General features: G+C 56.6%; 10 protein-coding genes. 7 read left to right on the top strand and 3 right to left on the bottom strand.

Annotated elements, in window-relative coordinates; translation table 11 throughout:
• Nucleotide 1: 1 nt before the first annotated feature.
• Nucleotides 2–1,414: an NAD(P)(+) transhydrogenase (Re/Si-specific) subunit beta gene (locus P3B99_008220; GenBank protein WYJ07183.1), complete on the top strand. Its 1,413-nt coding sequence runs from the start codon at nt 2–4 to the stop codon at nt 1,412–1,414.
• A 292-nt stretch (nt 1,415–1,706) separates the two neighbouring features.
• Here the strand turns inward: P3B99_008220 and P3B99_008215 are convergent, their stop codons facing one another.
• The 3 genes from P3B99_008215 to P3B99_008205 form a co-directional block, all read right to left on the bottom strand.
• Complete coding sequence (locus tag P3B99_008215) at nt 1,707–2,633, bottom strand: tetratricopeptide repeat protein (GenBank protein WYJ07182.1); 927 nt, start codon at nt 2,631–2,633, stop codon at nt 1,707–1,709.
• Between the two features lie 6 nt (nt 2,634–2,639).
• Nucleotides 2,640–4,049, bottom strand: a complete 1,410-nt coding sequence (locus tag P3B99_008210; GenBank protein ID WYJ07181.1) for a hypothetical protein — start codon at nt 4,047–4,049, stop codon at nt 2,640–2,642.
• Between the two features lie 688 nt (nt 4,050–4,737).
• On the bottom strand, nt 4,738–6,393 hold the full coding sequence (locus P3B99_008205) for a putative transporter (protein WYJ07180.1): 1,656 nt from the start codon (nt 6,391–6,393) through the stop codon (nt 4,738–4,740).
• 200 nt (nt 6,394–6,593) lie between these two features.
• Between P3B99_008205 and P3B99_008200 the strand changes: the two genes are divergently transcribed.
• The 6 genes from P3B99_008200 (at nt 6,594) to P3B99_008175 (ending at nt 14,526) form a co-directional block, all read left to right on the top strand.
• Nucleotides 6,594–7,055, top strand: coding sequence for a hypothetical protein (locus P3B99_008200; protein ID WYJ07179.1), 462 nt, complete (start codon nt 6,594–6,596; stop codon nt 7,053–7,055).
• Between the two features lie 2 nt (nt 7,056–7,057).
• A complete protein-coding gene (locus P3B99_008195; protein ID WYJ07178.1) occupies nt 7,058–7,654 on the top strand; it encodes a peptide deformylase in 597 nt (198 codons plus the stop codon).
• 144 nt (nt 7,655–7,798) lie between these two features.
• Entirely contained in the window at nt 7,799–8,392 is a 594-nt protein-coding gene (gene coaE, locus P3B99_008190) for a dephospho-CoA kinase (GenBank protein ID WYJ07177.1), read from the top strand.
• Nucleotides 8,392–11,112: a transcription termination factor Rho gene (gene rho / locus P3B99_008185; protein WYJ07176.1), complete on the top strand. Its 2,721-nt coding sequence runs from the start codon at nt 8,392–8,394 to the stop codon at nt 11,110–11,112. Before coaE ends, rho begins: the two co-directional genes overlap by 1 nt.
• A 485-nt stretch (nt 11,113–11,597) precedes the next feature.
• A complete protein-coding gene (locus tag P3B99_008180; protein ID WYJ07175.1) occupies nt 11,598–12,425 on the top strand; it encodes an endonuclease/exonuclease/phosphatase family protein in 828 nt (275 codons plus the stop codon).
• A 268-nt stretch (nt 12,426–12,693) separates the two neighbouring features.
• On the top strand, nt 12,694–14,526 hold the full coding sequence (locus tag P3B99_008175) for a sugar-binding protein (protein ID WYJ07174.1): 1,833 nt from the start codon (nt 12,694–12,696) through the stop codon (nt 14,524–14,526).
• Nucleotides 14,527–14,542: the final 16 nt, after the last annotated feature.

Here is a 14,542-nt window from a genome sequence, read left to right as displayed (position 1 = left end):
GATGAATCCTGCTATCGTAAATTTTGTTTATATTCTTGCGTCGATTCTGTTCATTATCGGCATTAAAATGCTCGGCAAGGCGGAAACGGCGCGCAGGGGCAACCTTGTTTCTGCGGTCGGCATGCTGGTGGCGGTCGTAATCACGCTTTTCGACAAAAAAATTCTCGACTGCAACGACCCGCTCTCGTGGGGTCTGCTCGCTGGCGGACTGCTGTTCGGCGGGCTCGTCGGCGCGGTGATGGCAAAGCGCGTCAAGATGACCTCCATGCCAGAAATGGTCGCGCTTCTCAACGGCTTCGGAGGCCTCGCAAGCCTGCTTGTAGCCGCCGCGGAATACTACTTCGACATGGTTCAGGGCGACGCGCACATGCCCGACACGTTCTCGAAATTCGCAATCGCCGCGACAATCGCAATCGGCGGCATAACGTTCACCGGCTCGGTCTACGCGTGGGGCAAGCTTTCGGGCAAAATATCGGGCAAGGCAAAAACCTTCGCGGGGCAGAAGGCGCTCAACGCAGCTCTTGCGGTTCTCACGCTCGCGGCGGCGGCGGTTCTCACGGTTTCGGGAGACTTCCAGCTCGGCTTCGCGGCAATGCTCGCGGCGGTTCTGCTCTCGCTGCTGCTCGGCTTTGCGGCGGTAATGCCGATTGGCGGCGGCGACATGCCCGTTGTGATTTCGCTACTCAATTCGCTCTCGGGCTTGGCGGCGTCGGCGGCGGGCTTTGTCATCAGCAACAACGTGCTCATCGTCGCGGGCTGCCTTGTGGGCGCAAGCGGAATCATTCTCACGGTGATAATGTGCAAGTCGATGAACAGGACGCTCGGAAACGTGCTGTTCTCGGGCTTCGGATCGGGCGGCTCGAAGTCGCAAAAAGTGGAGGGCGAAATGAAGCCCATTTCGGTTGACGACGCGTACTTTGTGCTCGAAGCCGCGCAGAACGTGGTGTTCATTCCCGGATACGGAATGGCGGTCGCGCAGGCGCAGCACGCAGTCAAGGAGCTTGCCGAAATTCTCGAAAACAACGGCGCGGAGGTTGCGTTCGCAATCCACCCTGTCGCGGGGCGCATGCCGGGGCACATGAACGTGCTCCTCGCCGAAGCCGACGTTCCCTACGAACAGCTCAAAGAAATGGACGAGGCAAACAGGATTCTCGAAACCGCCGACGTGGCAATCGTCATCGGCGCGAACGACGTCGTAAACCCCGCCGCCGCCGAGGACAAGGGCAGCCCGATTTACGGAATGCCGATTATCGAGGCGTACAAGGCGAAGACCGTCTTCGCGCTCAAACGCGGCAAGGGCGCGGGCTTCTCCGGACTCGAAAACAGCCTGTTCTTCCGCCCCAACACCCGCATGATTTACGGCGACGCGAAAGCCACAATCAACGAGCTTGTGGCGAAATTCAAGGACAAATAAAATTCCGAAAATATGATATTTCGGCGCGGGTTTTTAATCCGCGCCGTTTTTTTAGCCAAAACTTTCAACCTGCAAAAATGCATGATTCTTGCAAATGTGCACTGCGGTAATTGTGTCCGCGCCATGCGCGCACGCATGGCGGGCGGACTATAACGCGTTCTTCGGGGAGGGCGCGCTATCGAACGCTCGGACGGGTCGGGAATGTCGGCGCAAAGACCCGGCGGAACGCGCAATTCAAAGCTTGCGCAAAGGCGGATACGGAATGCGGACGCCGCTGGATTGACGCCGCCCGCTATTTGCGTTCAAGACGCTTCACCGCCTCGGCGTGCCCCTTTGCGGCGGCGCGGCGGTAATACTCCGACGCGCGTTCGGTGTCCATCTCCACTCCGTCGCCCGTCTCGAAAACAACGCCCATGTTGTAGAGGGAATCGACGTCCCCGTTTTCGGCGGCAAGAAGCGTGTATTTAACAAACGCCTTTTTGTCGGCGGGAATGCCGTCGCCGCGCAGGTACATCAGGGCGAGATTTTTCTGCGCGAACAAGTCGCCCGCGTCCGCCGCCGACTTCCACAGCCGCGCCGCCTCGGTCTTCGAGGCGTTCACGCCGACGCCGTGATAGTAGTATCCCGCAAGCGCGGTTTGGGCGTCCCTGTTGCCGCCCTCAGCCGACTTTTTCAGCCAGCCGATTCCGCGCGGAAGCGATTTTTCGAGATAGCTCCCGTTTATGCAAAGCGCGGCCACGTTGAACTGCGCGGCGGCGTGCCCCGCCTCTGCCGCCTTGACCCACCACTCGACAGCCGCCTTGTAGTCTTTCGGCACACCGAAGCCCTTTGAGTGGCATGCCGCCAAGTTGAACATCGCCTCGGGATAGCCCGCGTCCGCCGCCTTTTTCCACCACTCCGCGGCGAGGCGTTCGTCTTTCGGCACGCCCTCGCCTTTTGCGTACGCCGACGCCGCAAAATTCTGCGCGTAGGCGTTGCCGTCGTCCGCCGCCGACAAAAACCATTTCGCGGCGGACGCGGCGTCTTTGGGGAATCCCTTTTCGCCCTGCGCGTAGCTGAGGGCGACCGACATTTTCGAGTCGGTATCGCCGCGTTCGGCGCGGGTCAAAAGTATTTTCGCGCCCGCGTCCGCTATGCGCGAATCGCCCGTTTCGGCGAAGGCAAAAACGGACGCGGAAAGAGCCGCGGCGGCGGCGAATAGCCGAAAGAGCTGGCGCATATCGGGCTATTTAACCTCTTTTGAGAGCTCGGCGAGTTTCGACTCGATTGCCTCCGCGCCGCGCTTCGCCTTTTCGAATTCCGACTTCGACGCGGCGAAAAGTTCGCCCATTTTTGCGGACGAAATTTTGTTCTGCGCGGTAAACGTCTTGATGTTTATGCCGAGCAGAAGAATGTCGGTCGATAGAGTCTGAGACCGCGCGTACGCGTCTATCGACGAGCGCAAAATTTTCGACGCCCCGCCCTCCAAGTTCGAGATTGCCGAAAGCGAAGCCTCCGCGGAGGAGGCAATCTGGTTGAGCGTTTCCGCCGCAGCGCGAAGCTCCGCGGAAACGAATTCGATTTCGGCGCAGGCGGAGACTATTTCAGCGCGGACTTTGCTCTTGTCGGGAGCGGAAGCTCCGCCGACCGCGAAGTTCGCGCGCGACGCTACGCCCGCCCCGCCGTCTGCCAACGCGCATTCGGCGTACAAAGGTTGCGCCGACTTCGCCTTCCTCGCCGAAATTACGGCGGATTCTTGCTTTTTAGAAAGGCTCGGTCGGTAGTACGACGGCATTGACGAAAGGTTTACGGCTTCCGCCTGCGCGAAAATCTCCCTCCCGTACTTTTCCGACTTCGAAAGAGTGTTGAGCACGAACGCGTTTGTTTTGAACGCCGCCGAAAGCGCGAGCGAACGCGCGTCTTGGCAGATTTCGCCCAAGTCTTCGTAGCGCGAAAGAGCCGCGCCGAACTCCTCCGCGAACTTCGACACGGTCTCGGAAACTTCCTTTGCGGATTTTGCGTTTTTGGACTCCGCCTCCGAGGTCTTCGAGATGTAGTCTTTCGCCGCCGAAAGGGTCGATTTTATTCCCTCAACGCGCGGCGCGTTTACCGACGCCATGACCGACACGCGCGACGCCCAAGCCTGCGCCGATGCCAGCGCGTTCACCGCCGAATCGAAGCGCGAGGCGACGGAGTCGAAATAGCGTTTGTCCTGAAAATTGTCCCCCGCGTTTTGCGAGACGCTCTTGCGCGTTTCGCCGACGAGTTTGCGGATTCGGTCGATGCGCTCACGCCCCAGCGGCAAGTCTTTGAGCGCGGCAGCGAGCGACTTTGCCGAAACGTCGCAGTTGCGCACGTTTGCCTCGAACGACGTCTTGAACGCCGAAAAGCCGCCCTCCAAAGACTCCAAGTTCGCGAGCGCGGACGCCGACTTTTGCGAAACCGAATTGGCGTCGTCGAGTATCTGTTGCGAGCTGTCGCGCATTTTGTTCATCAGCGAAAAATACGACGACGCCGAATTTACCGCCTCGTTGAACGAAACGGACGCGCTCCAATTCCGCGCACGGACGTCCTCGACGTCCGAAACAAAATCGGCAAAAACAAACGGGCACGACGCAAAAAACGCCGCCGCTACAAACATGGCTCTCTCTTTCATTTCTATCCTTTCTTTAAAATCTCAATCCATTATAAGACACCAAAATAAGTAGTCAAGTTCACAGGCTGCAGCCTGTACGGCGCAGATGGGGGCTTTGCCCCCATGAGGCGGATTTTGCTTTGCAAAATTTCTCCGCCTCCACCCCCACAGGCGAGCCGCGCCGGTCGAAACTTCGTTCCTTTCTGTGATAATTCGGCGCGGCTATAACCGCGCCTTTTCCCGTTAAGTCCGTATTGCCCTTGGCAATTACTTACATTGGAGAAAATTTTTATCGGCAAAAAACAAATAAAAATAGACGCGCTTTGCGCGAAAAAAACGGGAATCCGCAAACGCAGATTCTCCGCAAACCAATCACCCCAACTTTTATCCCCAAACGACCTAAAAAACTTTGTGCGTTAGCACTCACTTGATAGGCGCGTCAAAATGCTTTCATAAGGGTAGCTTTCCTGTGCGCGGAGGGCGCGTGGCGTACTTATCGTACGCGAGCGGTCTACGCGTACAGGGAAACGCCCTTAGGGAAGTGCTTTCACGCGCCGTCTTCGTGCGTTAGCGCTGATTTTTAGGGGCGTCAAAGTGCCGTTCAGGCGGTGGCTTTCACGCGATTGCGGGGTGCGTGGCGTACTATTGTACGCGAGCAGTCCGCAAGTGCGGGGAAACGCCGCATCAACGGTGCTATAACGCGCCGTTCTTAGCTGGCGAATATAATCAGTAGTTGCGCTGTTAATACTCTCATGAACATTGTCAGCGGATAGACCGTTGCGTAGCCTACCGCGGGCATGTCGTTGCCGCTTGTCGCGTTCGAGTACGCCAGCGCGGGCGGGTTCGTTGTGCTGCCCGACAAAACGCCGATAAGCGTAAAGTAGTCAACCTTCAACAAAATGCGCCCCAAGACGCCCATCGTCAACATCGGCACCATCGTGATTATGAAGCCGTAGCCAATCCACTTGTAGCCGCCGTTGAGAATGGTCGAAACAAACTGGTCGCCCGCGCCTATGCCGACCCCCGCCAAGAAGAGCGCAATGCCGACTTCGCGCAACATCAAGCTTGCGCTGACCGTTGTAAACGTCACCATTTTGAAGCGCGAACCGAAGCGGCTCAAAAGAATGGAGACCACAAGCGGGCCGCCCGCCAAGCCGAGCTTCACGGGTTGCGGAATCCCGGGGAACGAAAACGGAATCGAGCCCAGGAACACACCGAGGAAAATTCCGAGAAAAATCGGGAAAAGGTTGGGCTGTCTGAGTTTCAGGAGGGAGTTGCCGAGCACCTTTTCGACGTTTGCAATCGCCGCCGACGAGCCTACGACCGTCACGCGGTCGCCAACCTGCAACTGCAAGTCGGGGTGGGCTACGAGGTCGATACCCGCGCGGTTCACGCGCGTGATGTTGAACGAGAATCCGCCGAAAAGCCCAAGCTTGCCGAGCGTCTTGCCGTTGACGTCGTGGTTTGTAATCATTATGCGGCGCGCTTCAAGCCCCGAATCGAGCTTCTGCCACTCCATGTCGATTCTCTCGCCGAGGAACGCGCCGAGGAAGTCGGCGTCTTTGTGGTCGCAAACCACGAGGATTTTGTCGCCCTCGCGCAGGACGGTTTCGGCGCACGCAACTTCGATGTGTCCGTCGCGGTCGCAAACGCGCGAAATCACGAAACGCTTTGCGGCAAGGCGCACTACGTCGTCAACCTTTTTGCCGAAGAGCGAGGGGTTCGCCATGACAATGGAAATCCTCATCGCGCCCTCTTTTGCGCCGCTGCGGGCTTCGATTTCCTTCATTTCGCGCTCGAATGAAATCCTGAAAACCGCCTTGATGATAATCATGGAGGAAATTACGCCGATTACGCCGAGCGGGTAGGCGACGGCGTAGCCGAGGGAGATTGTGGGGTCGTCCTTTCCGAAGATGTCGAAGTAAGTTTGCGACGCCGCGCCGAGGCCGGGGGTGTTGGTCACCGCGCCCGACAGAATGCCGACCATCGTGGACATCGGCATGTCGAAGACGAACGAGACCACGCACGTTGTAATCACGCCCATGAAGACGACGCCCATGGCAATGGAGTTGAGCCGCAGACCCGTCTTTTTAAACGACGAAAAGAAACCGGGGCCGACCTGCAAGCCTATCGAATAAATGAACAAAATCAGCCCGAACTCCTTGATAAAGTGGAGGGTATTGGGTTCGATACCCATTTTGAAGTGTCCGAACGCGATTCCCACGAACAAAATCCAAGTGATGCCGAGCGAAATGCCCGCCACTTTCACCTTGCCAAAAACCACGCCGAGCGCAATGACGATAGCAAGAACGAGAACGCTGTGCGCGATTCCCGTTCCGAAAAACAGAGTCGATAGCCAATTCATAATAAATCCGAATTTCCGTGCCGCGGCTGAATCAAAGCCTGAAAACGCCCGACTTTCCGACCGCGCAATAATATTCGGATATTAGGGCTTAGACTTCTTTCAACGAAAAGCAAGCCATATTTGCGCACGCGGGCGGCAATCGGCGCATGCCCGCCCGAAAATGTTGACAAACCCGCGCCGATAGACTTACCTTTGCAACCATGGCAAAAGTAGACATTGAACTGGTGCAGATGATTCTCCAACGGGCGGATTTGGACGCCCGCAAAATATCGCAAATTATGGAGGATTTGAAATTCGAATCCAAACAGAAGGACAATGACGGCGAAAAAGAGCCCGCCGTAAAAAAACAATTTGTAATCGTTGTGAACGACCCCTACGGAAAAATCGGCGAAACGGGCTTCGAATATCAGGGCTGGGTAGTCCAGATTCCCGAAGACGCCGCCCCGATGGAGGCTCTCGAAAAACTCCACAAGGGCGTCTACGACTTCAACCTGACCCCGAAAGGCAGGCGCATGCCCATTAAGACAATCGCGGAAGCGTGCGAATTCGGCTCGGCAAAACTCTACAAAGAGCACAAAATCTGGGTGAAGACAAAAGAGCCGGTGCTCGTGCTGCGCACAAACGGAAAAGTCCCGCGCGAGGAGCGGCAGGACAAGGAATAGCAATGCTGAGACGCCTCACAAAATTCGGCGAACCCGTCCTCAAAGCTAAGGCGGCGAAAATCGAAAACTTCGACGAATCGGTCGAGGAGCTTGGGCGCGACTTGGTCGAAACCCTCTACGAAGAAAACGGTCTGGGGCTTGCCGCGCCGCAAATAGACGTCGGCAAACGCGCGTTCGCAATAGACATGCGCCGCCGCGCAGACCCCGACGCCCCCTGCCGCTTCAAGCTCGACGGCAAGGAACTGCCGCTCGACCTTGCAATGCCGCTCGTTGCGGTCAACCCCGAAGTCGAGGAAATAGGCGAGTATGTGGAAATCGCCGAAGAGGGCTGCCTGTCGTTCCCCGGAATTTTCGCGGAAGTGGAGCGCAGCGAAATCGTTAAGATGAAATATTTCGACACGAAGGGAATTCCCCACGAACTCGTGTGCGAAGGGCTTTTTGCGCGGTGCGTCCAGCACGAATTCGACCACCTCAACGGAATCTGCTTTATCGACAGGCTCAAACCGCGCCAGCTTTTCAAGATAGAGCCGAAGCTCAAAAAGCTCCGCCGCGAAACGCGCGACTTTCTCAAAGCCCAAAAGGCGGCGCACAAGCAGTAGCCTCAACTCCGCGCCCGCGCTACCGCAAAAATGCAGGCAACGGGCGAACCGCGCGGACAGCATGCGCGGAGAAAAAACGGACGCAGAAAACGCGCAGTCCGCATGGGCGCAATCCGAATAAAAACGCTTTCCGAAACAAAAACAATGGCAACTACAATAGCATTGACGGGCGGAATGGGCTGCGGGAAATCGGCGGCGGCGCAGGCTTTCGCCGAACTCGGGGCGAAAGTGCTCGACGCCGACAAACTCGCGCACGCCGCTCTCGAAAACAACCCCGAAGTGGTCGCGGCGGTCAAACGCGCGGTCGGCGAACGCGCATACGGAGCCGACGGCAAACCGAACCGCGCGGAAATTGCAAAGGCGGTTTTTTCCGACGCCGCAAAGCTCGCGAAAATCGAACGCGCAATACACCCCGCAATCGAAAGGGAATGGCGGGCGGCGGCGGAAAAACTACCCGACGGGAAAATCGCGGTGGTGGAAGTGCCGCTACTTTTCGAGAAAAAACTTGAAAAGAAATTCGATTTCTGCATTACTGTTTTTTGTAGCGAACCACTGCGGAAATTCCGCCTGTCGAACAGGGGAATGTCGGACGAACAAATAGCGCGGCGCGACGCATTCCAAATGCCGCCCGAACAAAAGTCAAAACTCGCCGACATCGTGCTTTTCAACGAAAGCGACACCGCATTTTTAAAACGGCAGGCAGAGCTTGTCCTATCACGTTTAAATAAAAATCCATAATGGACGAAGAAGAACAAAATTTACCCGTTGAACCCGCAAAGAAACGCGGCAGAAAACCCAAGAATCCCGAAATCGCCGACGCCGAAAAGCCCGCAAAAAAACGCGGCAGGCCGAGGAAAATCCGCGACGGCGAAACGGCGGAATCCGCAACGCAGGCGGAGCTTTCCGAATTTCACGGCGGCGAACAAAACGCGGCGGACGCGCAAAACCAGCAGTCGAAATCGCTCGACGAAACGCTCGACAGCGAAGTGCGGAAGAGAAAGTCTGGCGCGGGTCGCGGCGCAAAAATCCCCCGCGCCGACGGGCCTACTTGGCGCGACACCCCCGCCCCTACGCAATCGGAAGAACCCGAACGCGCGGAGGACGGCGGCAACGACGAGTCCGAAATTTTCGTGCACTCCGACAGGTCGGACGACTTCGCCTACACGGCAAGCGGCGCGGATTCGACGGAATCCGAAAACAGCGCGGACGGCGGCGACGACGAAATTCCGACGTCGTTTTCCACGACAGACGAAGACCTCGACCCCGACGCCTACCGCAACGACTCCGACGCCGAGCGCAGAATAGCCGAAGCCCGCGAGTACGAAAACGCCGCAGACGACGACGAACCGCGCGACGCCCAAAACCGCCGCAACCCGCGCGACAAAAATTTTAACCGCTTCAACAACCGCCAAAACCAGCAGCAACAGCGGCGCGACAACCGCAACAACGACCGCAACCAAAACAACAGGCGCGCCAACGACAACCGCAACGACAGGCAAAACCGCCAGCAAAACAACAACCGCCAGCAGGGCGCGGAACGCGGGCAAAACCAGCAACAGCGGCGCGACAACCGCAACGACAACCGCCAGCAGCAGAAACAGCAAAAGCAGAAAAAGCCGCGCTGGTCGCAAAACGGCGAGTCCGATTTCATAAACCCCGCCGACCTCCCCGAATGGTTCGCGCTCAGAAACGAAGCCGCGCTTAAAAACTGGCTCGCGCAGGTGTTTTTCGGAATGCCGCCCTTCCCCGAATCTTTCGAAACGGCGATTCCCGTAAACCCGTCCGAAACGCCCGACGCCGAACATCAAGCGCAGGAACAGGCGGAATCCGCAACGGAAACGGAAGCCGCGGTTGACGCAAACGCGGCGCAAACCGAAGCGCAATCGGAAACGCAACCAGAGAACGGAGACGCGAACTCATCGCAAGCCGCTTCGCCCGAATCAGACGCGACGCCCGCCACGGAAGAACCCGCAAAAAAGAGCGTTGCCGACATGAATTATTGGGAGCTGATGGTAAACGCCAACGACTCCGCCGTGAAAAAATACGGCCTCGAAAAAGCGGTGGGCGACGCGGAAAAACCGCAAACCGCCGCCGAAAACGGCGCGGACTCCGCGGCGCAAAGCGGAGAGGAAGCGGCGGAATTTTCGGAGGGCACGACGCTCGAAATCGACGGCTGCGGCGCGATAGAGTCGCTCGGAGACTTCGGCGAAATATTGAAATTGGGGATTCGCGAAATCCGCGAAAAATTCGCGGAACTCGGGGTTCCCTGCCGCGCGGGAATCGGCAAGGCGGAGCTTCTTGCGGATTACTTCAAATACGCGTTCGCGCTCAAAAAGCTCGTGCGCGTGCGCGGCACTCTCGACGTGTTCGAGGACGGCTTCGGCGGCGCGATAACGTTCGCTTCGGAAAATTACAGGCTCGGCAGGAACTCGGTGTACGTTCCGCAAATGTTCGTGGACAAATACGGGCTGAAACGCGGGCACACCGTCGGCGCGCTCGCAATGCCGCCGCGCGAATTCGGGCGCGAAAACTGCCCGATTGCCGTGGCAATCACTTCCGTAATGGACGGCGACCCCGAAAAGGCGAAAAACATTGTTCCGTTCACAGACCTCACGCCCTACTACCCCACGCGCAGAATCATTTTGGAATCGACGGGCGAGCCGGAAAACCTCTCGATGCGCGCGGTCGATTTGCTGACGCCAATCGGCTTCGGACAGCGCGCGCTAATCGTCGCGCCGCCGCGCACGGGCAAAACCGTGCTCATGCAGGGAATGGCGAAGTCGATACGCCGCAACGCGCCCGACGCGCACCTCATAATACTGCTCGTTGACGAACGCCCCGAAGAAGTGACGGACTTCAAGCGAAACGTGGACGCGGAAGTTGTGGCGTCCACTTTCGACGAAGAGGCGTCGAGCCACGTCCACGCGGCGGAGATGGTCGTAAGCCGCGCGCGCCGAATGGTCGAACGCGGTCTTGACGTCGTGATTCTGCTCGACTCCATCACAAGGCTCGCGAGAGCGTACAACGCTCTCATGCCCAACGGAGGGCGCACGATGTCGGGCGGCGTAGAGGCGAACGCCCTGCAAAAGCCGAAAAAATTCTTCGGCTCGGCAAGGAACATCGAAGGCGGCGGGTCGCTGACAATCATAGGAACGGCGCTCGTCGAAACGGGAAGCAAAATGGACGAAGTCATCTTCGAGGAATTCAAGGGAACTGGCAACTTGGAACTGCACCTCGACCGCGCCCTTTCCGACAAGCGCATTTTCCCCGCAATCAACATCGAAAAGAGCGGAACGCGCAAGGAGGAACTGCTCTACCACCCCGACGAAATGTCGAAAATCTACGCCCTTCGCCGCGCAATGAAAGGCGTGCCCGCAACCGACGCCATGGAAATGCTCGTCCAGCGGCTCAAAAAGGTGCGGACGAACGTGGAATTTTTGCTGGGGCTGAACAGATAGTTAGGCTGTCGCTGCCGCGCAATATTTCGGTAATGTTGAAGCTTTATGTTTGCCCGTTCTCCGTGGCTCTTCGAGTTGGTGTTGTCGGCATTGTTATGTCGGACATCTGCTTGGTTGTTATGCGTTTCCAACGTTCGGACTCGCGAACTCCCAACATTCTCGGATTCCATTCGCCGTATTTCGCTTTCAAACGGTAATATGAAGAATCTTACCTGTTTGATTTGCCTTTCTCTTTGGTAAATCAATTATCCCTTTCGAATCCGTCCTTTTTTCAACGAAACATCGTTTTTAACTTGAAAAAGACCAATTCATTTGTTCTACAATTCATTTGTTCTACTACTGAAATGGAGTTTAAAATTATGAGAATAACTTTGAGAAAATTATTTTTCGGACTGATGGCAGGCGTGGTGTCGATTTCTTTTTTAGGTTGTGCGACGCCTGAAGGGGAAGGCAGGAATGCGGATATCAATATATGCCAGTTCAATATGAGGTTTGACTGCAAGAACGACGGCAGGATAACCAAGACCTACAAGGACGATAAGGGAAGGGAATGCGAAGTCAGAGACGGTTCCTGTACTTGGGAAAAACGCTGCCCGCTAATAAAGGACTTTTTGCGCTACAACGAAGTCGACATTTGCGGCACGCAGGAGCTTTACAAGAATCAGGTGGACGATATGAGGAAGATGGAGGAATACGCGATATTCGGCGTGCCCACTACACCGTCCGCCGAGGCGAAGGGAAAAGTCAACCACAACAACGTAATCATTTATAGGAAGGACAGATTCGACCTTCTCGAAAGCGGAGTATTTTGGTTTTCGGACACGCCCGAGAAGGAATCCCGCGGTTGGGGTGCGGCGTATCCCCGCAACTGCAACTGGGGGAAATTCTTGGACAAAAAGACGGGAAAAACTTTCCACTTTTTCAATATGCACTTCCACCACATAGGAGAGAATATCCGCTTGGAGTCGGCGAAATTGCTTGTAAAAAAGATAAGGGAAATAGCGGGAGACGGCACGTTCTTTGCGATGGGAGATTTAAACTCCAATCCGACGACGCAAGCCATTGGCGTGATACAGGCTTCGGGATATATGCACGATGCTCGTAAAATTTCCAAGACTCCGTTTTACGGACCAAAATTTACCGACAATTATTGGTACACAGGGAAGGGAACGGATTGGACGAATTGGATAGATTGGATTTTCGTTTCGGGAGATGTAAATGTATTGAAGTTTGGAGTTCTTGCCGACAACCAGAACGGCGTATGGCTTTCGGATCACTTTCCTTTGTTGATAAAAGCGAAAATAGGCAACTAACGCTTTCGGTTTCGGGGAAAAACTTCGCGCGGTATATTCGGCGCGAAGTTTTTTTGCGCCCGCCCGCCGCGCCTCATTCGATTGACATAATGGAATTTTTCGGGTTTGCTTGCCTTTATGATCATATCGAAAGCCCTGAAACTGCCCGCAATTCTTTTCGCCGCCGCGCAAATTTTCTGCGCGTGCTCAAAGGAGACGCCGCCCCCGATTTACGATGCCCCGCTTTTCGAATCGCAGGCAGACTTCAGGGAAAAGCGCACGCTCGATTTTGTCTGCGCAAAGAATTTCTCCGCAGTCGGCGCGGCTCTCCACAAGCATTACGTCCACCCTCGCCCGCGACGACAGAATAACGTTCTTCGACAGACTCCTCGAAGAAACCCGCAAACGCGGGATAAAATACGACTGCGCGGGAGCGCACATCTACCGCGGTGCGCCAGAATATCCGCGCCCCACCCTTGACGAAAACTACGAAAGCCTCTTTGCCGTCTTCAAAAAACACGGCTACGAAAACATCGACGTCTACTCGCCGGAGGGCATGCACTGGCTGCCCGTACACTGCTACGACGTGCCGTTTATAACCGATTTGGAGCGGCGGGCAAAACCCCTGCGCGGCGTGCTTCCGTACACCTACGACATCGGGCACGGCGAAAGGCTTGCGACCGCCCTGCGCGCGCGGACTTGGCTTGTGGGCTTGAAGTACGCGAACATAAAATCGATGAACGCCTCCAACTACGGGGTGTCGCAGATGGACGCGACGCTTTCGCCCTACGCGTACCACATTGTGCCGAACACGCTCGGCAATCTTCTGGGAGAGTCGGATTTTCTCTTCGAATTGAAGGTCTTTGCCGACACGCGCTGTTTTGTATTCGACGACGGCGCGGGCAAGGCGGTTGCCGCAATCTGGGCGTGCAAAAAGGAGTTCGACAGGGGAACAATGCGCCCGCCCGAAATGTCGTTTGCCGCGCCGCGCGGAACGGAGCTTTTCGACATCATGGGGCATGAAAGAAGCTTCGACAAAAACGCCGACGGCTCCGACCGGCTGCGGCTCTCGATTTTCCCCGTATTCCTGCGGGCGGCAAGCGCGGGCGAACTGGCGGCGGCGTTGAAGTCGGCAAAGTGGAAATCGAACGCGCCGATTTTGCCGAAGGTAAAGTTTGCGCCGGTTTCGGCGGGCAAATTTTCGGTCTCGGCGGGCAACCCCTACACCGCCGAAATGCGCGGGAAAATCGGGCTTCGCGGCGATTCCCAAAACTTTGCGATTGCCGAAAACGACTCGCGGAAATTCGTCTTTTCCGCGCCCGCAAAAATAACCGATACCGCGATAAAAAAGTTCGCCGAAAAAATTTCGCTCTCGCTCGCCTCGCCCGTAAAGCGCGACTTCACCTACCCAAAAAGCTTCCGCGCGCTCCTCGTAAAAAACACGCGCGAAGACTTCGGCGAAATCGGCAAAAACTGGGACAAATGGGAGGGCGTTCCGCCGATAAGCCTCGACAACATAAGACGCTCGGAAAAGCTGTGGAGCAGGGGAATCAACCCGACGGCGGAGCAGTTTTCAGCGCGCTACAAAATTCTGCGCGACGCCGACAAACTGCGGATTGCAGTCTTTGTGCGCGACGACAAATTCCTCGAAGCAGACGGCGACTCCGCCGACGCGGGAGCGCGCGCCGACGCCGTCGAGATTATTTTCGATACCCTTGCCGACGCCGCCGACACGCCCGAAGAGCGGCGGCTCGGCGCGGACGACTGGCACTTCAAAATCTGGAAGACGAAAGGCTCGGACGAAGCGAAAGTTTACAGGCTGTCCGTGCCCGACGTGCAGCTTACGCTCGGCATTCTCGGCGCGAAAGTGCACACGTTCGCCGACGACGTCAGGGGCGCGTTCAGGAAGACGGACGGCGGATACATGCTCGAACTCGAATTCGAAGCCACCGCAATGCTTCCGCAAAAGCTCGCCGCCAACGCCGTAATGGGAATAGGCGTAATCGTGGACGACTTCGACAACCCCGACTCTCCCGAAGCCGACGCGCGGCTTACAAATTCCGCGGCGAAAGCGAAAATAGAATCCACGCCGTCGGAATTTCCGCTCGCGGTTTTCGAATAAATTTGCCGCAAAAAAA

The sequence above is a fragment of the Opitutia bacterium KCR 482 genome, assembly GCA_029269845.2.
Lineage (GTDB): Bacteria > Verrucomicrobiota > Verrucomicrobiia > Opitutales > Intestinicryptomonadaceae > Merdousia.
The sequence above is the reverse complement of the archived record's forward strand: the minus strand, read 5'-3'. Positions and strand labels throughout refer to the sequence as shown.